Origin of the sequence: Porphyromonas gingivalis ATCC 33277 (assembly GCF_000010505.1) — a bacterium.
Classification (GTDB): domain Bacteria; phylum Bacteroidota; class Bacteroidia; order Bacteroidales; family Porphyromonadaceae; genus Porphyromonas; species Porphyromonas gingivalis.
Map to the genome: position 1 here is coordinate 1,063,805 of NC_010729.1, position 21,958 is coordinate 1,085,762.

17 protein-coding genes, 1 tRNA gene and 4 pseudogenes are annotated in these 21,958 nt (G+C 44.5%); 9 read left to right on the plus strand and 13 right to left on the minus strand.

Translation table 11 applies throughout. From position 1 onward, the window contains the following. Positions 1 to 96: 96 nt before the first annotated feature. Positions 97 to 237 (minus strand): annotated as a pseudogene (locus PGN_RS11585) (ISAs1 family transposase); the annotation flags it as partial. 138 nt (positions 238 to 375) lie between these two features. Here PGN_RS11585 and PGN_RS04555 point away from each other — a divergent pair. Continuing rightward, on the plus strand, positions 376 to 1,278 hold the full coding sequence (locus PGN_RS04555) for an IS982-like element IS195 family transposase (RefSeq protein ID WP_012457848.1): 903 nt from the start codon (positions 376 to 378) through the stop codon (positions 1,276 to 1,278). 8 nt (positions 1,279 to 1,286) lie between these two features. Here the strand turns inward: PGN_RS04555 and PGN_RS10440 are convergent. From PGN_RS10440 to PGN_RS04585, 6 genes and pseudogenes are all read right to left on the minus strand, one after another. Continuing rightward, positions 1,287 to 2,200, minus strand: a pseudogene (locus tag PGN_RS10440) (ISAs1 family transposase); the annotation flags it as partial. A gap of 14 nt (positions 2,201 to 2,214) precedes the next feature. Then, positions 2,215 to 3,117 (minus strand): IS982-like element IS195 family transposase, encoded by a 903-nt coding sequence (locus PGN_RS04565; RefSeq protein ID WP_012457911.1) that lies wholly within the window; start codon positions 3,115 to 3,117, stop codon positions 2,215 to 2,217. Positions 3,118 to 3,223: 106 nt separating this feature from the next. After that, positions 3,224 to 3,496 carry a hypothetical protein gene (locus PGN_RS04570; RefSeq protein ID WP_012457912.1) on the minus strand — a complete coding sequence of 91 codons (273 nt, stop codon included), beginning with the start codon at positions 3,494 to 3,496 and terminating at the stop codon, positions 3,224 to 3,226. Between the two features lie 22 nt (positions 3,497 to 3,518). Then, positions 3,519 to 4,061, minus strand: a complete 543-nt coding sequence (locus PGN_RS04575) for an HXXEE domain-containing protein (protein ID WP_012457913.1) — start codon at positions 4,059 to 4,061, stop codon at positions 3,519 to 3,521. A 96-nt stretch (positions 4,062 to 4,157) separates the two neighbouring features. After that, complete coding sequence (locus PGN_RS04580) at positions 4,158 to 4,472, minus strand: helix-turn-helix domain-containing protein (protein WP_021663951.1); 315 nt, start codon at positions 4,470 to 4,472, stop codon at positions 4,158 to 4,160. A gap of 118 nt (positions 4,473 to 4,590) precedes the next feature. Beyond that, a complete protein-coding gene (locus tag PGN_RS04585) occupies positions 4,591 to 5,499 on the minus strand; it encodes a TIGR01777 family oxidoreductase (RefSeq protein WP_039417189.1) in 909 nt (302 codons plus the stop codon). Positions 5,500 to 6,564: 1,065 nt separating this feature from the next. Here PGN_RS04585 and PGN_RS11195 point away from each other — a divergent pair. The 6 genes and pseudogenes from PGN_RS11195 (at position 6,565) to PGN_RS12360 (ending at position 12,138) form a co-directional block, all read left to right on the plus strand. Next, the gene (locus PGN_RS11195) at positions 6,565 to 6,666 is read left to right on the plus strand and encodes an ISAs1 family transposase (RefSeq protein WP_077070235.1); all 102 of its coding nucleotides are present in this window, start codon (positions 6,565 to 6,567) and stop codon (positions 6,664 to 6,666) included. 391 nt (positions 6,667 to 7,057) lie between these two features. Continuing rightward, the gene (gene thrS / locus PGN_RS04600; RefSeq protein ID WP_004584228.1) at positions 7,058 to 9,019 is read left to right on the plus strand and encodes a threonine--tRNA ligase; all 1,962 of its coding nucleotides are present in this window, start codon (positions 7,058 to 7,060) and stop codon (positions 9,017 to 9,019) included. A 101-nt stretch (positions 9,020 to 9,120) separates the two neighbouring features. Then, positions 9,121 to 9,759 (plus strand): translation initiation factor IF-3, encoded by a 639-nt coding sequence (gene infC / locus PGN_RS04605; RefSeq protein WP_012457917.1) that lies wholly within the window; start codon positions 9,121 to 9,123, stop codon positions 9,757 to 9,759. 43 nt (positions 9,760 to 9,802) lie between these two features. Continuing rightward, on the plus strand, positions 9,803 to 10,000 hold the full coding sequence (gene rpmI, locus PGN_RS04610) for a 50S ribosomal protein L35 (RefSeq protein ID WP_004584226.1): 198 nt from the start codon (positions 9,803 to 9,805) through the stop codon (positions 9,998 to 10,000). Between the two features lie 112 nt (positions 10,001 to 10,112). Then, the gene (gene rplT / locus PGN_RS04615; protein WP_012457918.1) at positions 10,113 to 10,460 is read left to right on the plus strand and encodes a 50S ribosomal protein L20; all 348 of its coding nucleotides are present in this window, start codon (positions 10,113 to 10,115) and stop codon (positions 10,458 to 10,460) included. A gap of 462 nt (positions 10,461 to 10,922) precedes the next feature. Further along, a pseudogene (locus tag PGN_RS12360) lies at positions 10,923 to 12,138 on the plus strand (IS5 family transposase). A gap of 326 nt (positions 12,139 to 12,464) precedes the next feature. On the opposite strand, the gene PGN_RS04635 reads toward PGN_RS12360, so the two are convergent. Genes PGN_RS04635 through PGN_RS04645 form a run of 3 tightly spaced genes read right to left on the minus strand, consistent with a single transcriptional unit; the run spans position 12,465 to position 14,385 of the window. Beyond that, entirely contained in the window at positions 12,465 to 13,241 is a 777-nt protein-coding gene (locus tag PGN_RS04635) for a DUF4252 domain-containing protein (RefSeq protein ID WP_012457920.1), read from the minus strand. Positions 13,242 to 13,256: 15 nt separating this feature from the next. Further along, positions 13,257 to 13,817, minus strand: coding sequence for a hypothetical protein (locus PGN_RS04640; RefSeq protein ID WP_012457921.1), 561 nt, complete (start codon positions 13,815 to 13,817; stop codon positions 13,257 to 13,259). Beyond that, the gene (locus PGN_RS04645; RefSeq protein ID WP_230847070.1) at positions 13,807 to 14,385 is read right to left on the minus strand and encodes an RNA polymerase sigma factor; all 579 of its coding nucleotides are present in this window, start codon (positions 14,383 to 14,385) and stop codon (positions 13,807 to 13,809) included. The genes PGN_RS04640 and PGN_RS04645 overlap by 11 nt, the downstream gene beginning before the upstream one ends. Positions 14,386 to 14,609: 224 nt before the next feature. On the opposite strand from PGN_RS04645, the gene PGN_RS04650 reads away from it, so the two are divergent. After that, positions 14,610 to 15,695 (plus strand): IS5 family transposase, encoded by a 1,086-nt coding sequence (locus PGN_RS04650; protein ID WP_012457923.1) that lies wholly within the window; start codon positions 14,610 to 14,612, stop codon positions 15,693 to 15,695. A 3-nt stretch (positions 15,696 to 15,698) separates the two neighbouring features. Continuing rightward, positions 15,699 to 15,858 (plus strand): annotated as a pseudogene (locus tag PGN_RS12365) (DNA methylase). Positions 15,859 to 16,025: 167 nt separating this feature from the next. On the opposite strand, the gene PGN_RS04655 reads toward PGN_RS12365, so the two are convergent. From PGN_RS04655 to PGN_RS04665, 3 genes are all read right to left on the minus strand, one after another. After that, a complete protein-coding gene (locus PGN_RS04655; protein ID WP_012457924.1) occupies positions 16,026 to 18,482 on the minus strand; it encodes a tetratricopeptide repeat protein in 2,457 nt (818 codons plus the stop codon). A 396-nt stretch (positions 18,483 to 18,878) separates the two neighbouring features. Beyond that, positions 18,879 to 18,951, minus strand: a tRNA-Phe gene (locus PGN_RS04660). A 662-nt stretch (positions 18,952 to 19,613) separates the two neighbouring features. Next, positions 19,614 to 21,938, minus strand: coding sequence for a BamA/TamA family outer membrane protein (locus tag PGN_RS04665; protein ID WP_012457925.1), 2,325 nt, complete (start codon positions 21,936 to 21,938; stop codon positions 19,614 to 19,616). Positions 21,939 to 21,958: the final 20 nt, after the last annotated feature.

Sequence of the window (21,958 nt, forward strand, 5' to 3'; positions counted from 1 at the left end):
CTTTTTAATCATGAAAATCTGCAAGTTTCTTGCTATAAAGATAAGAAAACTTGCAGATTTATCAAAGGTTTTCGCAAACTAATCAGGGCAACCGCATCAAATCTTTAGCAACTTTTTGAGGTAGTCTATATTCAGAGCTGCTTTGAATAACCTCTTCCGTAAGGATAGTTTGTCTTTATGCCCGGATACAATGGCTAAAGCAAACTTTCTCAACGTGTTTAACGTCAGTTCGACGTAAGAAAAAGCCAATGAATTTGTTTTCTGATTAGGGTTAAACGCCCAAAGAACGTGGGCATTATGCTTGAAAAAGTAGCGAATTATTTGTATCTTAGCTGTTGACAATCAATAAGATACGAACAAACAAAACGCTACTTTATGAAGACAAATATAGTTGATGTTTTTTGCATCATAGATGATTTCTCCAAGCTTTTTGATGAAGCAATCAAGAAAAAGACCCTCGAAGAGGAAGACAAAAAACGCAGGAATAGAAAGTTTAAGATGTCGGACAGTGAGGTCATGACCATCCTGATCCTGTTTCATCTGTCAAGATACCGAGATTTGAAAGCTTTTTATCTTCAATACATCACCCATTCTTGTCGATCCGAGTTCCCACATCTTGTCTCTTATAATCGCTTTGTGGAGCTGCAAAGCAGGGTAGGTTTCAAGCTGATAGCATTTCTCAATATGTGTTGTTTGGGTCAATGTACAGGCATCTCTTTCATCGATTCCACCCCACTGAAGGCTTGTCATATCAAACGAGCTCATGGGCATAGGACAATGAGGGGATGGGCTCAAAAAGGCAAAAGCACCATGGGTTGGTTTTATGGATTCAAGCTACATATTGTTATCAACGACAGGGGTGAAATCATCAACTATCAAATCACACCGGGCAATTGTGATGACAGAGAACCTCTGAAAGACGGAACATTCACCAAGAATCTTTTTGGCAAACTCATTGCCGATAGAGGCTACATTTCCCAAAACCTTTTTGACCGGCTCTTTGTCGATGACATCCACATGATAACCAAAATCAAAAAGAACATGAAGAACTCCCTGATGCATCTATATGACAAAGTTTTATTGAGAAAGAGAGCCTTGATCGAAACGGTCAATGATATGCTCAAAAATGTCTGTCAGATAGAGCACACGAGACATCGCAGTGTCAACAATTTTGTCACCAACCTGATCTCCGGTATCATCGCTTACAACATCCTGCCTAAAAAGCCTGAACTCAATATTGAAATCATCAGAAACCCTAACTTTCCTATTTCCGCTTAGATCGAACTGACGTTGTTTAGATTGATGGCTGAATAATCCTTACGAGCTCGACAAGTATCCTCCCTAAAGGTTACATCCAAATGCCAATGGAGTCGATTCTCAATTCCCCAATGCCCTCGAATATATTGCCCGATTAACTGACAATCTTCGGGTGGTAAACTGCTGATATAATACTGCCCTATCTATGCGAGTCTCTCCCTCTGAATTACTGATCTCACGCTCCACTTGAATTAAACTTCTCAAGCCCTGCCATTGACTATATTCCCCCTCGTCAAAGACCTCTGAAGCCGGTAATGTGGTATAAGTCCGCTTCTCAATACGACCATGATCTTTCTCCAGGGTCTCATAACGATGACACCTGATATTGTCCTGTAAAGCAATCCCGAACATCCTCATACAAGTGTTTTTGATTGCCTTTGAGGCTTAGAATGTAGTCGGCTTCTGATTGGATGATCTGCTCGGCAATGTTGGTTTGAGTCCCCATAGCGTCTATGCTGATGACTGCTCCTGACAAATCAAGGCTATCCAAAACTTCCGGAATGGCTTGTAACTCATTGCGTTTCTCGGCAACACTCTCTTGAGCAAGGCTTAAACCTACTTCATCAACCCAAGCTGAGAGAATATGCGTACTGCCGGTTTTCTTCTTCGAGCCTTTCAGACGTTTGCCGTCAATGGCGATATGTTTACCTTCCAAGTCGCTAATCAGCTCTTTCCCATAAACTTGAAGACAAGCATAGAGAGACTGAGGCTCAATACGTTGGAGCACTCTTTCGAAAGTGTCTACGCTCGGACAACCATTCGGCAACTCAACCGGTGGGCGAAGAGATGCTCCTCGCTCTAAGCAAAGTTCATGCATGGACTCATAATCCTCGCCTCCACACAGATAACTCGCCAGTGCTATAACTAGAATATCGCTTAACTTAACGTCAGTTCGATCTAAGCGGAAATAGGAAAGTTAGGGTTTCTGATGATTTCAATATTGAGTTCAGGCTTTTTAGGCAGGATGTTGTAAGCGATGATACCGGAGATCAGGTTGGTGACAAAATTGTTGACACTGCGATGTCTCGTGTGCTCTATCTGACAGACATTTTTGAGCATATCATTGACCGTTTCGATCAGGGCTCTCTTTCTCAATAAAACTTTGTCATATAGATGCATCAGGGAGTTCTTCATGTTCTTTTTGATTTTGGTTATCATGTGGATGTCATCGACAAAGAGCCGGTCAAAAAGGTTTTGGGAAATGTAGCCTCTATCGGCAATGAGTTTGCCAAAAAGATTCTTGGTGAATGTTCCGTCTTTCAGAGGTTCTCTGTCATCACAATTGCCCGGTGTGATTTGATAGTTGATGATTTCACCCCTGTCGTTGATAACAATATGTAGCTTGAATCCATAAAACCAACCCATGGTGCTTTTGCCTTTTTGAGCCCATCCCCTCATTGTCCTATGCCCATGAGCTCGTTTGATATGACAAGCCTTCAGTGGGGTGGAATCGATGAAAGAGATGCCTGTACATTGACCCAAACAACACATATTGAGAAATGCTATCAGCTTGAAACCCACCCTGCTTTGCAGCTCCACAAAGCGATTATAAGAGACAAGATGTGGAAACTCGGATCGACAAGAATGGGTGATGTATTGAAGATAAAAAGCTTTCAAATCTCGGTATCTTGACAGATGAAACAGGATCAGGATGGTCATGACCTCACTGTCCGACATCTTAAACTTTCTATTCCTGCGTTTTTTGTCTGCCTCTTCGAGGGTCCTTTTCTTGATTGCTTCATCAAAAAGCTTGGAGAAATCATCTATGATGCAAAAAACATCAACTATATTTGTCTTCATAAAGTAGCGTTTTGTTTGTTCGTATCTTATTGATTGTCAACAGCTAAGATACAAATAATTCGCTACTTTTTCAAGCATAATGCCCACGTTCTTTGGGCGTTTACCACTAATCAGAAAACAAATTCATTGGCTTTTTCTTACGTCGAACTGACGTATCTTTCAGAAAGAGGAGTGCTTCACTATTCGTACCGGCCAGATGTCCTAAGATCGCGATCGCCAACATTCGTGGCTGATAGGCTTCATGATCGAAAAACTCGGAAGCGATGGCAAAAGATCTTTCTTCCGAAGAGGAAGACAAAATCTCTTTTGCAGCATCGAGTATATGCACGAAGCCATGCTCGATTTCCAATATCCGTTTCAATACATTGTCGGTCTCCATACTGGTTTTTATGTTTCAATGATTAGAAAAAAATCCCTCGTTTGACCTCCCATCTATAAAATTTTGACATGAGGAAAAATGCTGAAAGTAGACTAAGAGCAGCAAGAGTGATACCGATGACTGTCCATAAAACCATTTGTGAGGGAGACAAGGAAGTAGTGTCTGTAAATTTCACGAAGGCATATATACAATAGGGCAAAGTCAATAGAGTCGTAACAATTACCGGAATATATTTACGGTATATAATCCATTGTGCAAGATGTATAAACAAATGGATAGAATGTCCCATCAATACAGCAAACCACCATTGATATGCACCTCGCCATACGGCAAAGAAAGAAACAACGGAAAGCAAAATAAATTCGTGAGCTGTACCAACGGCAAAAGTCGATGTTGAGTAATCGAATAGCCCCCGCTCTGTAATGAAGGCTTCTACTTTAGGAAAATGTCTTTTCAGGTTCTCTCTATTCTGAAATATCCATTGCTTGAACATAACTACCTCTTCATATTCATGAAGCATGAACATAATAGGAAGAAGCAACATAAGCTTTTCTAGATCGGTCATCACATTATCCTTTCTTACTTGATTTTATCGAAATTACACCGGCCGGACGACCTACAACAGAGCCATCCCACATGACTTCCACCTGCAGTACCTTATTCATTTTTTGCTACCTCTCTTGCGCTTGGGCTGCTGTTCTGCCAGCACTTCATCGAGTGTCTGATACTGCCTTTGGGCAAAGAGCAGCGCAAAGTCCTGCAAGGCATTCAGAGCAAATCCGATTTGCAATAAGCCTCTAAAAGAGATTTCGCCCGTTCGCTCGAATCTGCGATAGGTAGGCAACTTCATTCCTGCCCGTAAAGCGATTCCCTCTTGTGTCAGATTCATCTCCAACCGTCGGGCCTTTACTCGGGAAGCAACCTGCATAGCTACGGACTGCGGATTGCAGTCTATAAGTGTCAAAATATTATCCATACATATCAAAAAAATCTCTTTATTGATATTATGTTATCACTTTTGAAGATAATAAAACCGTTCAAAAAACACAATCAAATGGACTGAACCACCAAACGACTAGAATCTGTTTTTTAATTTATCGTAAGAGATTGTCCAGTGCTTTTTCAAGGGTGACATACTTGAAACGATAGCCCGAAGAGATGATTTTTTCGGCCGATACCCTACTTCCTTCCAGTAGAATGGAAGCCCGCTCGCCGAATACACGACAAATAACCCATTTGGATATGGAGGGAAAGAAGACAGGTCGCCCGATGGAACGCCCAATAGCGCGCATGAACTCTGCATTACGCACATGCTCCGGTGCTACCACATTATAAATACCGGATACAGTCGGATTGCGAAGAGCATGCAAGATAATTCCGCATACATCACTGATATGGATCCATGGTATATACTGCTTCCCACTTCCTAACGGAGCACCTACAAACCATCTGACGGGACGCACCATCTTAACCAAAGCACCGCCCTGAGGAGCCAGTATAATACCGTTTCGCATAATGACAGTCCGCCCTGACACTCCCTCTTGAGAGAAAGCTTGACCCACACGCTCCCATTCGCTACACACATGGCTCAGAAAGTCGCCGCCATTTTTATCGTTTTCGGCGAAAATGTTTTCGCCGGTTAGCGTCCCGTAGAACCCCACGGCCGATGCCGAAATGAAAGTAGCTATCCGAATGTCATTGGCTTTCAGGGTCTCTAATAGGAGCCTTGCCGAATCGACCCTGCTCGAACGGATGACCTCTTTGCGCTCACTCGTCCATGGCTTATCGGCAACTCCGGCTCCTGCCTGATGGATGATATGCTTCACTCCTTGCAGTGCTTCGACCTCGATTTGCCGTTTGGCAACGTCCCACTCATATTCGTTTTCGTTTCGTTTGTGGCGCGTCAAAATGCGTATGGAGTAACCGTTTCGCACAAGTTCTTCCGACAGTGCCCGTGCAACCATCCCATTTGCACCAGTAATCAAAACAACGTCTTTCTGCATAAAGAAACCCACAAAATTCAATCCGCTAAGACACCGAAACAAATATATAAAATGGGATGCACAAGAAAGTGTACCTCAATGGAAAAATACGCACCAAAAAAGTTTTCAACAACGAAGCGGAGTTTGGAATGATTCTAAATAAGCATCCTGAAGAGAGAGGGCAATCGGAGTAAAAAAGACAAGAAAACGGACTTTTGCAAGTCGAAATCCGTTTTTCGGAAGATCTTGCAACGATTTATATATAAACCATTTTCAATTTATATATAGATTGTTTTCGATTTATATATAAAACGTTTTCAATAATATATAGATCATAAATGATTTATATATAAATCGCAGGATAAAAAAGGCCGATTCAGGAGGTGATAAGACAAAGGCACCCACCGAGTTTGCCGTTAAACTCAGTGGGTGCCCGGTCTCTTGGGTGGACTACCAAAGGGGTATTCCACCCTTATACATCATAGGTCTATCTATACGCTCTTTTTCTCTAACGCAGTGAGTGGATGTGAATAAAAGGGAGCGACTGTAGCAGTCGTATCGGCAGATGGTTGGAGGTCATAATATCGGTGTGCATATCAATTTAGCAGTTTATTAATGTATTTATATTGAGCAGAAGAGCATATTCTGTCTTCAAGAAGAGCTTAATCGGCTGCAAATATAAGAAGTTCGGCCAACTCGAGAGAATCGAAACATTCGAATCACAGGGCTATCGTATTTGGATTTAGCGGAGATCATTGAGACAAGATTCAAACACCTGAAAAATCAATGATGTTTTTCTTTGTTCATGCAGCTTAATTCGGTATATTTATATCTGATTTCAAGCGACTTAACTAACACTTTGGCTGCAATTAAATTATTTATGGAAAATATCTTTCAAATTCTTTCAACTGTCCCGGATCATCGTCGAGGCAATCATTTGATCTATCCCATTGATTATCTTTTACTTATTTCATTCTCCGGGATTATGTCCGTTTTTACCACGTGGAGCGACTTCGGGCTCTATGCCCAACTACATGAAGAAGACCTTAAAATGCTGTATAAAAGATTGGCAAAGAGAGAGAGCTGATGAATTATACGCCCTCACACGATACTTTCAGTTACTGTTTTCGCGGTTTGGATCCGAAGGCTTTTCAAGAGGCCTTCAAATCTTGGCTGCTCACTGTTTAGGAGATCCTCGGGCAACATATTTGCATCGATGGAAAAACAATCCGAGGGGTGAGGAAGCTTGATCCCGATTCCGACTCACACACTGTAACGGCCTATATTGCAGGAATCAGAGCTTCTCTGAATCAGGTCTTTATATCCAAGAAATCCTATCATCCGATTTCTAATGCGATTGCCCCGGGCAAGAAACTTGAATATCCCCCTTTCCGAACGCTTCTTACTAAATTTGCCTTAGTGTTGCACTTGTAACTGGAATCTGCAACCCTGCACAAACCTTGCCAAGCTTTCATGGTTAAATATATTAGTCGTACTTTTGCGCGCACAGATAATTATGTAGAGGCTTACGCCTACTACCCTACTACCGAACAAGAAACGAAATAGACAACATAACGATATGATCAAGATCACCTTTCCGGATGGCAACTTCCGCGAATATGAAGCGGGGATTACCGGTTGGGATATAGCCGGTAGCATCAGTCCCCGTTTGCAGCAAGATGTATTAGCTGCAGGCGTGAATGGACAAGTGTGGGATTTGCATCGTCCAATCAATGAAGATGCAGAAGTGAAGTTATTCAAATGGGACGATGCGGAAGGCAAGCATGCATTTTGGCACTCCAGTGCTCACCTGATGGCTGAAGCATTGGAAGAATTGTATCCGGGTATCAAATTCGGTATCGGACCAGCTATTGAAAACGGGTTTTACTATGACGTGGATCCGGGCGAAGGCATTTCTATCAAAGATGCCGATCTGCCTGCCATCGAAAAAAGAATGCAAGATTTGGCTGCTCGCAAAGAAACGATCATTCGACGCGACATAGCCAAGGCTGACGCTCTCCGGATGTTCGGAGATAAGGATGATCAATATAAAGTGGAGCTGATCAGCGAACTGGCTGACGGTACCATTACGACCTATACGCAAGGTGGGTTCACCGACCTTTGTCGCGGTCCTCACTTACCCAATACCGGTTACATTAAAGCGATCAAGCTTTTAAGCGTAGCCGGAGCTTACTGGCGCGGCGACGAAAAGAGAAAACAGCTGACACGAATCTATGGAATCTCTTTCCCAAAGAAAAAGATGTTGGATGAATATCTCGAGCTTTTGGAAGAAGCTAAGAAGCGCGACCATCGAAAGATCGGTAAGGAGCTCGAACTCTTCGCTTTCTCCCAAAATGTAGGTGCCGGCTTGCCGCTTTGGCTACCGCGAGGCACACAGCTCCGTTTGCGTTTGGAAGACTTTCTGAAGCAGATACAGAAGCACTTTGGCTACCAACAGGTAATCACGCCGCATATCGGCAATAAGAATCTCTACATCACCTCCGGGCACTATGCCAAATACGGACAGGATTCTTTCCGTCCGATCAATACGCCGCAGGAAGGAGAAGAGTTCATGCTAAAGCCAATGAATTGCCCTCACCACTGCGAGATATTCAAGATCACTCCACATTCCTACCGCGATCTACCGATTCGTTTGGCCGAGTTCGGGACTGTGTATCGTTACGAGCAAAGCGGAGAGTTGCACGGGCTGACACGTGTAAGAGGTTTCACGCAGGACGATGCTCACTTGTTCTGTCGTCCGGATCAGCTAAAAGAAGAATTTTGCAAAGTGATGGATATCATTTTCATTATTTTCAAAGCTCTTGATTTCAAAAACTTCGAAGCACAAATATCACTTCGAGATAAAGTAAACAGAGAGAAGTATATCGGAAGTGAAGAAAATTGGGAACGTGCCGAGCGCGCAATCATCGAGGCTTGTGAAGAAAAAGGTCTCCCCGCTGTCATAGAATATGGCGAAGCTGCATTCTATGGTCCCAAGTTGGACTTTATGGTCAAAGATGCATTGGGTCGTCGTTGGCAGTTGGGAACCATTCAGGTGGATTACAACCTGCCCGAACGATTCGATTTGGAATACACCGGTGAAGACAACAAAAAACATCGTCCTGTGATGATCCACCGAGCACCATTCGGTTCGATGGAGCGCTTCGTTGCTGTACTCATAGAGCACACGGCAGGCAAATTTCCGCTATGGCTCACACCCGATCAGGTTGTTGTACTGCCGGTAAGCGAACGCTTCAACGAGTATGCTCACCGTGTAGCTAAAGAGTTGAACCAGCGAGATATTCGCGTACAAGTGGACGACAGGAACGAAAAGGTCGGACGAAAGATACGGGACAACGAATTGAAACGTATTCCGTATATGCTCATCGTAGGCGAAAACGAAAGCCGGGAAGAAGAGGTATCAGTACGCAAACAAGGCGAAGGAGATATGGGTATTATGAAAATTACTACCTTTGCCGAGCTTATCGAGAAAGAAGTCGATGATATGATTAGTGCCTGGCGCAAAGATTATCAAAACTAAAGCCTTCTTTTTCAGAAACAATAATAAGGTAACAACAATTCAAACAATTATAAAAAGGGGAAATTGGCAAAACAACCCTTTCCCCCTCTTAAACATTTTGAATGGCAATCGATAAAACGAAGAATCAACATCGGATCAACGAAGCAATCCGAGTAAAAGAGGTGCGTCTCGTCGGTGACAATGTGGAGCAAGGTGTGTACAACATACAAGAAGCACGACGCATTGCCGAAAGCCAAGATTTGGATTTGGTCGAGATCTCACCAAATGCTGATCCGCCCGTATGCCGCGTTACCGACTATCAGAAGTTTGTTTACCAACTGAAGAAGAAGGCTAAAGAACAAAAAGCCAAATCGGTGAAAATCGTAATCAAGGAGATCCGTTTCGGCCCCCAGACGGACGACCACGATTACAACTTCAAACTCAAACACGCAAAAGAGTTTTTGCAAGAAGGCTCCAAGGTAAAAGCCTACGTATTTTTTCGTGGACGCTCGATCCTTTTCAAGGAGCAAGGAGAAGTTCTTTTGCTCCGTTTTGCCAATGATTTGGAAGACTTCGCTCGCGTAGAGCAAATGCCTATTTTGGAAGGTAAGCGTATGACAATCATGCTTACTCCAAAGTCTGCATCGAAAAAAGGACATACACCACCGAAAACACAGGTGGAGGCTTCTAAACAAGCCAACGAGTCAGCAGAAACCGAAGAAGAAAAAAAACGCTGCCATCCGACAAAGCCTGTCCTATAGCAGTGGAATAACAAGAAGTGTTTAATAATAATAGTGTTGGAAAATGCCTAAATTGAAGACTAACTCCGGTGCCAAAAAGAGGTTCGCCCTTACCGGAACAGGTAAAATCAAGCGTAAGCACGCTTTCAAGAGTCACATCTTGACAAAGAAAACGAAGAAGCAAAAGCGTAACCTCACCTACTTCTCTACAGTACATAAGGTAGATGAGAATGCCGTTAAGCAGCTCCTTTGTCTCCGATAACAAACTCTTTCAAAGCAAACTAACAACGATTTTTTTAACAGAGAGGCATGCTATATCAAGAGCGTAGGTTTGTTAAAACCGGTGCCGCTGCCAATCAAAAACAATTAGTATTATGCCAAGATCAGTCAATCACGTTGCATCGCGAGCCAAACGCAAAAGAATTCTGAAGCTTACTCGCGGATATTTTGGTGCTCGTAAGAATGTATGGACGGTTGCTAAGAACACGTGGGAAAAAGGTTTGACCTACGCTTATCGTGACCGTAAGAACAAGAAACGCAATTTCCGTGCTCTGTGGATACAGCGTATCAACGCTGCAGCTCGTTTGGAAGGAATGTCATATTCTCGCCTGATGGGTGCTCTCCATGCAAATGGTATCGAAATCAACCGCAAAGTTCTCGCCGATTTGGCGATGAACCACCCCGAAGCTTTCAGAGCTATTGTGGCCAAAGTAAAAAACTAAACGCTTGCCACACCTCTCATTGAGGTGGTGATAAAGCAATATAAAGAAGATGTGTCGAAAAGATTTTGACACATCTTTTTTTATTTCACGCATGTGCATTCTAAAAACATAGTGCTGTGCAGGGAAGATGTACGATGGTCTCAGGTCAAGATAGAAATAGCGTGGCTTCATTTGAATAGAAAACCAGGTCTTATGCTGCCCCCACCCTTTCCTCTCCCAAGCATACATTTGGAAACCTTTGCAAAATAAGGAGGTGGAGGGAAGAGGAGTTCTTCGCATAAAAGGAGCGAGTGAAAGGGGTGGCAGTAAGGAGTGAAAGTAGTTGTAAATCCCCCCTTGAGGAGCTACTTGAACGAGCTCCTCAAGAGACCATTGCACGGTATTTTTGCGACATATTTGCCTGCATTGCTTGCGTATATCAATGATATTTAGTATTTTACACGTATAAACAAGAGCATAAATATGGCTACCAAACAAACAGAATCGGCACCAAGCTTCCTGCAAGTATACACTCAGGTTCGCAGAGATCGCATGAAACACTCTTTCCTACGTCAAATCAATGCCGGTGTTGATTGGCGTGGTATTCGTACACTGCTGAACAAGAAATACACCAAGACACAGAATGCCATAGGTAACCCTGCCTACGATGCACTGTTGATGTTCAAGATTCTACTCTTGGAGACCCGATATGGTTTGAGTGATTATGAGGTTGAGGAACGCATCAACGACTCCTTGCTTTTCAGTGAATTCCTTGGTCTGGATCTCGGCTTCCCTTCTCCCGATCATAGCACGATCAGTCGTTTCCGTAGCGAACTCACTCGCTTGGGGATTATGGATAAACTCCTTCGGGAGCTGAACAAGCAGTTCAAGAAGCACGGCATCAGCCGTATTGATCAAGGCGCCATCGTTGATGCGAGCATTGTGGATAGTCCTTACTCCCCTGATGGTAGCGTGGTCATAGAAGTGGCCGAAGATCGAGAGGATACTCGTTCGGAGGAAGCTCGTACACAGCCAGGAGGCTTATCATTGTGAACTCAAGAGTTCCTGTCCAATCCGGAAGTGGAGGTCGGCTACCTACCAGGAGGCTTATCATTGTGAACTCAAGAGTTCCTGTCCAATCCGGAAGTGGAGGTCGGCTACCTACCAGGAGGCTTATCATTGTGAACTCAAGAGTGGCAAACCGGGAGTAGACTCGGAGGCTCGTTGGGTACGCAAAGGCAGGCACTATCGGTATGGATACAAGAAGCACGTCTTGACGGACGAGCAGGGCTTGGTAGAAACAGTGGTCACGACCTCGGCTAATTGTGCAGACACGGTTGTATTACCTGAGCTGATCAAGAAGTCCAAGTTGCCGGGAGGAATTAGTGTTTTGGCCGACAAAGGCTATTGTAGCAAGGAGAATTCGGAGTATTTGGCCCGTCAAGGTTTGATAGATGGAATTATGCTTAAGGCCCATCGAGGTCAAGCCCTCAGTGAAAGTCAGAAACAACTCAATCGGATGATCAGTAAGACGCGCTGCTTGATAGAACGTACCTTCGGTAGTATTCGACGATGGTTCTGTGGCGGACGATGTCGCTACCGAGGGTTAGCCAAGACACATACCCAAAATATCCTTGAAGCTATGGCCTACAATCTCAAGCGTATGCCGGGGCTTCTTGTGCTTCAAGGCGCCAAATAGGCGTAAAACGCCCGTACCTCGAGGGCAATTGCCCTCGAGGTGCGGGAAAGGGGACTAATCCCCCAAGCTGCAAAACAGACGAGAATGGTCAAAAACACACCAGAAACAAGCGAGGAAAAAGAACAGCCTCTTTGTGCAATGGTCTCATCTTGGGATTGATAGATGAGGATATTCCCCTTATCGTCCTTGTGCTCCATATTATTTTTTAGTTACAGGACAAATGTAGCGCTTTGTGCCGGCTTTGGTTGGTCTCCGAATTTGAGAATTTCAAGAGCAGATTCCAATCTCAAATGCAAGCTTTTATGAATAACCGGAAATAATACAGCTCAATCCAGATCGGCCATATCTATCTTCCAGGTAGAATCGGGAAAAATCAGATAGGATTCTGCTCCTGACTTTCGGAGTTCTTCCCGGGCCTTTTTCATTTCCTCGCGGTATTGTTTGCGGGCTTTTTCCATCTCTTGGCGGAGCTTTTCCCGCTCCTTGCGCCATTCTTGATTTTGCTTTTTCTGAGCCTTCATATACTCTTGGTAGTATTTCTCCTTTTGCTTGCGATATTTTCGCATAGCCTCCGAGTTGTCAGGCTTCAAAACATTCCACTCCTTGCGGAAATAACGCGAACGGCCATTGGGATAAATCATTTGATCGAGCTGCTCTCGCGTGAATGTCCCTTCCATGACAAGTGCACGTATTTCCTCCGCATCCTCCGTGTACAGGACAAGTGTCCGGAACGTATTCTTCTTGCCCTTCTCGGCATAGAAACCGATTCGCTCGTTGCCATCCTGCACAGACATCAGCTCCTCATAGTCCTTACGGCTCCCGCCCATGATCGGGGAAAAGGTTCTGCGAATCAGAGCCGCGGACGAAGAACGATTCATATCGGTCGAAAAAATGTACATCCCATCCAGCAACGACGTATTGATGCTGATATCCGTCTTCCGTTTCAGATACTTCGAAGCCATTTTGAGCATCGACTTGGAGAGATAGACGGATTCGATGCCGTTATCTTTCCTAAGTTCTTCCACTTTTATACGCTGAGCATCGGCTACCGGGGACAACATACATACAGCCACGATCAGGGCTACAATCATTTTTGCTTTCATCTCTATTCTCCTTTTTTATTCTATTGTGTTTCTTTCATATTCCTCTTCGGACATAGCCGTTTCCGCATACAAGGCTTCCTCTTCCCATCCGAGCATTTCCACAAACTCCCCCTCCGCATCAGCCCCGCGATCGAGACAATACTCCAATAGCTCCATGGCGTAGGCCGTTTCCCGGACGGCTTCGTCCCGATCGAGCGCGATCCCGTTCCTGTTGGACGAAAGTCGTCCCACCGTATTCAGCTCCACCGCCACACCTATGGCCAGTGCCAAAGCCACACAAGCTACAGCCCCGTAGCGTACCAACCGAAGCGACAACCGCCTTGAAGGATGCCGGACACGATCCTCCCAACTCGCCATCTTTTCCAAGAGAACTTTGTCCGAATCATCTTCCATTACCGTTTCACGCTCAGGAAGACCGATCAAAGCCCGCAAAAGCTGCAAGTCCGAATGATAGGGAGCCGCATCCGGCAATCCCTCCAGCAAGCAATACAGCTCCAACTCCTCTTGCGGAGAAGTGGTACCGGCATAAAAACTTTCCAGTAGCCGGTCGATTTTATTTCTCTCTTCACGCATCATCTTTCATCACCTCCTTAGCTTCTCTGCGCAGTCTGCACAGTATCACCCTCACATTGCCCTCTGTCAGTCCCAACCGCTCGGCAATCTCGCCATTCGAAAGCCGCCGGAAGTGGCTCATGGCAAAGACCGTCCGATGCAGTTCGGACACACCCCTCAACCACTGCCGCAGCCTCCCGATTTGCTCCGAGAGTAGCAGATCGGCCTCACCGCCATGCGTCTCCGACACTTCCTGTACCTCGGCAGCCTCCAAAGAGGTCGAATAAGGGCTGTTGCTTGCCTTTCGGATCAGGTTCAGGCAGTAGTTCCGAGCTATTCGGATGGCATACGCCCTCGGATTGTCCAGTCCGTCCAGCCGCATTCGTGCTTCCCACAAACGCAAATAGACCTCTTGGGTGGCATCCTCAGCCTCCTCGTCGTCGCACAAAAATGCGTGACAAACAGCCCGAATGGAGGGGCGAATCGGAAGAAAAATCTCCTTGAAAGCGATAGTATTCACGTCGTACTCAGTCCGTTCTCTCGTGTAGGGGCAGGCATCCGCAGGAATGCCCCTGTATATATGAAGATGCAAAAAGGATCCATTTGTTACAAACGGAAGGAAAAACTTCTGCCGGCACCGAATCCAATCGGAGGGAAAATGGCGACGAAAGGGGATGAAATGCCGGCACCAATATCTTTAGACGTATATATGAGACCTTTGCACGGCGATTGGTGTGTATTTTGTTTGTTAATTCATTGTATAATAGGGAGTTATTTTGTATATTTGAGCATTAAAAACAGCATAATATTCCTCCCATGGCATACCAATCCAAGAATACCGATGAGCATGTAACATTTGCAGACGCACTCCTTTCAAAGCGTTATCGCAAAGCACAAAACGACTTCCTCAATCAGGTTGACACGCTTATCGATTGGCGTCCGATCAGGACGCTGATCAACAAGAAATACACGAAGCGACAAAATGCCATCGGCGCCCCGGCTTATGACGTGATTCTCTTATTCAAGATGTTGCTTTTGGAGACATGGTACAACCTCAGTGATTGTGCTCTGGAGGAGCGCATCAATGATTCAATCACCTTTTCCCGATTCTTGGGACTGAAGATGGAAGAGGTATCTCCCGACCACAGCACCATCAGTCGATTTCGTTCGGCACTGACAGAGTTGGGTCTCATGGACAAACTATTGGCGCAGTTTAACAAACAACTTTCGCGCCATCACATTTCGGTCAGGGAAGGGGTGCTTGTCGATGCAAGCCTTGTGGAGACGCCGCATAAACCCAACGGAAGCATTACGATTGAAGTCGCAGACGACAGAGAAGACAATCGGAGCGAGGAGGAAAAAGAGGCAGAGGAGGATTATCAAAAACAGGTTGTCCGTCAACGTAAAGGGACGGATGAAGAAGCCCGTTGGGTGTACAAACAAAAGCGTTATCACTACGGATACAAAAAGCATTGTCTGACCAATGTTCAAGGCATTGTTCAAAAGGTGATAACGACAGCAGCGAACCGCAGTGACACGAAGGAGTTTATTCCCCTATTGCAGGGTGCAAACATACCTCAAGGCACAGCCGTCTTGGCGGACAAAGGATATGCTTGCGGGGAAAATCGTTCCTACCTGCAAACCCATCACCTTCAAGACGGCATTATGCACAAGGCACAACGCAACAGGGCATTGACCGAGGAAGAGAAGCAACGAAACAAAGCAATCGGTCCGATACGGAGCACCATCGAACGCACCTTTGGCAGTATTCGGCGGTGGTTTCATGGCGGACGATGTCGATACCGGGGACTTGCCAAGACCCATACTCAAAACATTCTTGAAAGCATCGCCTTTAATTTATACAGAACGCCGGGGATAATTATGTCCTCATCCGTAGGATAAGGCATAACCACCCTTGAGGAGCTCGTACAAGTAGCTCCTCAAAGGGGGGATTTACAACTACTTTCACTCCTTACTGCCACCTCTTTCACTCGCTCCTTTTATGCCAAGAACTCCTCTTTACTCCACCTCCTTATTTTGCAAAGGTCTCATATATAGAAGATAACTTCGGCAAGGTGCAACAAATCACTTTTAACTTCAACAAGAAGCAAGAGCTTAGTCCCTCGTCATAGTTCAATAATGGGATAAGATGATATTTAATTTGAATGAAGCAGGTATCGATCCTGGAGGATCGATACCTGCTTTTTTATATCATCAAAAGCTGGTGAGCAATCAAACAACTTTTATCGGACGGCAATAACCCGATTTATTAATAAGTTTGATGAGGTCATCTACCTCGCTGCACTCAAAGAGCTGTTTTTTGAATTCTTCATAGCTCATTTCTTCGGAAGAAGTCTCATTCTCGATGAATTTTCCTGCAATTACAGGAATAGCAGCCCCAAGGCAACTAATAAATAGGCTATTATTGCCTAAATAGTGTGTTATGCAACCAGAAAATATTGCTATCATTATATCCATTGATGTTGCAGAAATATTCTTTGACTTTTTGTTCGAAATATTTCGATCGAACCAAAGCATTAAGAAGAACATTTCTTCTGCACCAATATCTCCATTATAGGAGTGGTATTGTATAAGCTTGAGAATTATTTCCCGGTGAGTGGTATCCTGTCCATGAGAACTGATTAACCTCACGATTTTAGCCTCAATTTCTTCTTTCGAAGATAAGTTTTGTGTTTCAAACAGGATAGTGCTTTCGACTCGTTGAAACTCTTCTTGCGACAGGCTTACAGTTTTCAGTTGACTTACAAATCTTTTACATTCGAGGAAACGTATTTTGTCTGCCAACTCCTTACGAGCTTCTTCTGTCAGTTCAAAAGCATTCCAAAGCATTTTTACTTCTTTCTCCAAATACTTTCTTGCCATCTCTGGGAAATAGCAAACCTCCAAAAGATGAAGGTATTCTTCGAATTGGGACAAATTTCCTTGCTCAATATCTATGGGCTGTATCTCTTTTGAATGTATGTTTTGCAAGAGATGCCTTAACTCTTGACTGGGAGTTGTTTCGTTCAGGCTATCTGTCATTATTCGGGAAAAAGGAATAGAAGAGCAATGAAAGGCCTGTACTGCAGATTCTTTATCATTGTTCAAGAGGTGTATCATTCCTAAGTAGTAATAATCTATAGGAGCCGGCTCTTTTTGAGTCGATACTTTGTCTATGGCATCTGTGATAATGTTCTTTTGACCAAGATTGGCATCTTCACTCAAACTTAGAGCAGAGAGAATAAAATAGTAGTATTGTTGGGCTGAAAGAGGTTGTTCTCCTGTATCCAATTCTTCGTCAAAAACTTTGAAAGCCTCAGAACATCCTCCGAGATTATAGATGAGAATGGGATAAAAACTTACGAACTCTTCGTGCGGTAACTGCAGCTCATAGTAGTGTAGTAAAAGCAAGAAGTCTTGTATAGGGCTAACACGTTGCCAATAGGAGATAAAAGAAGTGGGGCCTTGAGAGAAAAAAGAATCTGTCGGTAGAGATATGTACTGAAATAGAGTGTGACAGTTGTGAGGATAGCCATCAAAAGCCCTTATTAATCGGGATAGTCCAGGTCTTATAGGTCTTATAAGATTTATTAATTCATTGGAGAGAATCAGATATAGCACTGTATTGAAGTCCGCTTGACTTTTTTCAAAATCTCCTATCTCATAATATGCAACTCCTCTACCATTATACCCAAGGATGTATTTATCGTCTAATTCTATTGCCTGAGAATAGTCTTTAATCGCTTCTTCATATGATCCTTTCTCACAATATGCATTCCCTCTATTATGATACGCATGGGCGAATTTACCGTCTAATTCTATTGCCTTAGAATAGTCTTTAATCGCTTCTTCATATGATCCTTTCTCACAATATGCATTCCCTCTATCATAATACGCATGGGCGAATTTACCGTCTAATTCTATTGCCTTAGAATAGTCTTTAATCGCTTCTTCATACAACCCTTTCTTAAAATATGCAATTCCTCTACCATGATACGCATGGACGAATTTACCGTCTAATTCTATTGCCTGAGAATAGTCTTTAATCGCTTCTTCATACGATCCTTTTTTAAAATATGCAATTCCTCTTCCATGATACGCATGGACGAATTTACCGTCTAATTCTATTGCCTGAGAATAGTCTTTAATCGCTTCTTTATACGATCCTTTCTCACAATATGCAATTCCTCTACTATGATACGCATAGGTGTATTTATCGTTTAATTCTATTGCCTTAGAAAAGTCTTTAATCGCTTCTTCATATGATCCTTTCTCACAATATGCATTCCCTCTATCATAATACGCATGGGCGAATTTATCGTCTAATTCTATTGCCTGAGAATAGTCTTTAATCGCTTTTTTATACCATCCTTTCTTAGAATATGCATTTCCTCTACCATGATACGCAGGGGCGTATTTATCGTCTAATTCTATTGCCTGAGAATAGTCTTTAATCGCTTCTTCATACGATCCTTTTTTAAAATATGCAATTCCTCTTCCATGATACGCATGGACGAATTTATCGTCTAATTCTATTGCCTTAGAATAGTCTTTAATCGCTTCTTCATACGATCCTACAATACAGCAGCCGACGCCTCTGTTATAATAGGCAATAGCTTCTTGCCGATTAGGTTCAGGCACATTTGACAGTTTGTTGTCATTTTCTTTTAGATCGTTGTTTTTGTTCATGACTGTTTGAATTTTATTGATTAAATGTATCTGTTTTTGTAACAAATGTAGTCGTTTTCTTGGACATCCAGTCTATATAGTTAGCGTCCAATCTCTTGAGTGCAGAGTCCCAATCTGTACAATGTCCGAAGGTAAGCTTTGCATTCACTCAGATTTTCCAATGGTTGTCCTTTCCTTTTATCCATCCATTGGCCTTCCACATAGGGTGGAACTCATGGACAAAGAAACAGAAGAACAGAGCTTGAAACACAGAAAAAAGAACCGAAGCTGTGTCAAAACTGGATTTTGGTTCAGTCCTTTTTCTTTGTGATTTGCCTGGAGTAAGGCGACTAAAAAGAAAAACCTCTCGATTTCAAAATGAAATCGAGAGGTTCGCATTATACAAGTTTTGTGTCGTGGTGCCACCAGGAATCGAACCGGGGACACAAGGATTTTCAGTCCTTTGCTCTACCAACTGAGCTATGGCACCTTGTCTCTTGACGGGTGCAAAGATGTGTGTTTTATTTGATACCACCAAATTTTGTCACCGTTTTTTTCTTTCGCAGATCCGGTATCGAGTACAACGTTGCGATAAATTTAGGATTGAGACGTCAAGAGGCGTTCTGAAGTTCCGGTTCCTTCCGGGTATATGATTCGGATCGGCTTCGGTTTGCTCGGTCTGTGCAGAGATAAGAGAGCCGGTTCCTGTATTGCAGAATAGGCACAATCCGATATTAACTGACATTTCCTGCCTTTTGAGAAGAAAACTTCTGCCACGATCATGTTACGTTTTCACAAAAGTGGCGATGAAAGGTGACAAAATAGCATGCCGAACAGCATTCGAATGACTTTTGGTCTAATCTCTGCCCCATCGGCTCGGTGGCACTGTATTTGTAGCCTCTTACAAGCAAGGATTTACAGCCCGTAAAAACGGATTCGGACGATGCCCAAAGGAGTATTCCGGCGGACCCTTCATACTTTATACTATAAACCCTTCTGACTTTATACTTAAAACCCTCCACCCTTTATACTATAAACCCATACCACTTTATACTATAAAGCCTCTATACTTTATAGTATAAAGCCTGCGAGCTTTATAGTCGGAAGTATTAAAGGAATCATTGTCGTGCTACGCTTGTGCAAGAAAAAGGATCAGAACGGATAGCCTACTGCAATGTGCCAAGCGAAATTGGAAGAAAGGTTTGGGCGTGTGATAGCCCATTTGTAACGCCCTGTCTGCTGAGGATCGTAGGCTTTCAGTCCGGCATCCAGCCGCACAAGGAAATAATCGAAGTCGAGACGAAGCCCCAGACCGTAGGCCAAAGCTATTTCCTTGTAGAAGCGATCGAAACGAAAGAGCCCGTCCTCCTGATTCTCATACTCCTTTATCGTCCAGACATTGCCGGCATCGACAAAAGCTGCTGCGCGAAACTTCCAGAACAGCTTTGTCCTGTATTCGACATTCAGATCCAGACGAATATCACCCATCTGATCGAAGAAGGTCTTGTCCGGAGTCATCTTCATACTCCCCGGGCCGAGGGTACGGACACTCCAGCCACGAACGCTGTTCGATCCTCCGGCAAAGTAACGTAACTCAAAGGGTATATGGCGAGCATTGCCATAAGGGAAAGCCAGTCCGAAACCCAGATGCAGTGCCAAAGTATTGTCCTTTTCGAGAAGAACGGTTTTAGCCAGATCGAGATCGAGCTTGACGAACTGAGCATAGTGCAGACCGAACATTTTATACAACCCGTGTTCGTCTTTCGGAGAATCGGTCAGATAAGAAATGGCTTGCAGCAGGTTGCCGGCTGTCTGGATACTGAACCGTGCCGTAAAAGGATTGGATACGATACGCTCCATGGACGAAGCCGTGGTATAGTTCAGTATATATGCCGAGCCGAGGATAAACTGCTCCGTGTAGTTATACAGTGCAGTCGTAGGCGGAAGGGATTGGGCAAAGTCGGGATCGATGTACGGGAGATGGAGATAATCGACATCCAGCAGGCGGATCGTATGACGCAGACGATTGTGCAGGTAGGTCTGCCATGAATAATTGAGTTGAGCGGAGAGAATCACCCGATCGAACTCCGGACGTGTCTGGTAATTATACCCGATCTTCCATTCCGTGGATGCCCGTAGCCGCCGGCGCGTTTCGTCAGAAATGAATGGGAAGAGGAGACGAGGGAAACGGAGCGAACTTTCCACCCCATATTCCATGAAGCTGTGCGAACCCTTGCGAATGGCTTCGTAAGCACCCTTGAGTTTGATATTGAACATCTCCGCCCCACGAAACAAATTGCGATCGGTGAAACCGAGAGACAAAGCCGCCCCGAAGTCTCCTGCGGAATTGGTGCCGAGGACTTCGGCTTCGAACGATTTGCTCTTGGCCGGAACGGTAAGAATATAGCAGTCCACAAGGCGAGAGCTATCCGCCGGAGCAATCTCATCCTTACCATTGTGCTCCACAAATCGGATATTCACGTTCCGAACGATAGGGAGCGCATTCAGCTTGATATAAGAGCGTTCCACATCATCCTCGCAGAAAAAAGCTCCCGGTGTAACGGACACCGACCGCGTGAGAGCCGATGCCCGGATATAACGTCCCCTACTCCCATAGTAAACAGTGTAATCGCCACGCGAAATCGAATCGATACGTGGCAGCTCCTGAACTCTGAAGTCCGATTCGAGAGGATCATAATCGGCATGAAAGAATACCCTGCCGATCCGATATGGATAACGCCCGATACCATTGACCACCAATTTCAGATCGGCAGATTTCGTACCCGATCCTCCTGAAACGGTAGTATCGGCTTCATAATAAACATCCTCGGCGGAGAACTTCCAGAAGCCGTTGTTGCGCATATGACGAGCTATCGCCTTTCTCTCTTCATCGAGTACGATGGGCGACAAGGGAGAACCCTCGCTGATCCCGACCTTGTATGCCGAAAGAAGCGAATTGCCAAGCGTAACGGGAGGAAGGAGTGGATTCTTCACATCCAAAGCCATATTGCGTATATAATAACGGCTTCCGGGCTGAATCAGATAAGTAATGCGAGCTTTCTTGTACAAGCCGGTGTCTACCACGGCACGAGCAGTAGCATCGAGAAAGCCATCGCCGGCCATCGCCTTTGCCAGACGGTTGGCAGTACGCTCGGTGAGGACAGAATCGATGAGGACAGGCGGTTCGCCCATTTTCCGGAGCGAACGGTTCCACCAGCTGTTGCTGTTCGGATTCGAGCTGCTATAGACGCGCAGTAGCCAGCGAGTCATCCCGAACAGTCTGTAATTGGGTTGCTGGAGGGTATAGTCCCGAATATCTTCCGGCAGAGCGATACTGTCCGTTTCGCTTGCGATCGTTACCCTGTCTAATAGTCTGCTACCGTCCGGCACATAACGAGTGACCGAGCAGGAGGAAGCAAGCATGAGAAGCAAGCAGCCGGCAATGCCGATTAAATACCGAACGGAATGCGAGGACATAGGAAAACGGATATACGGGG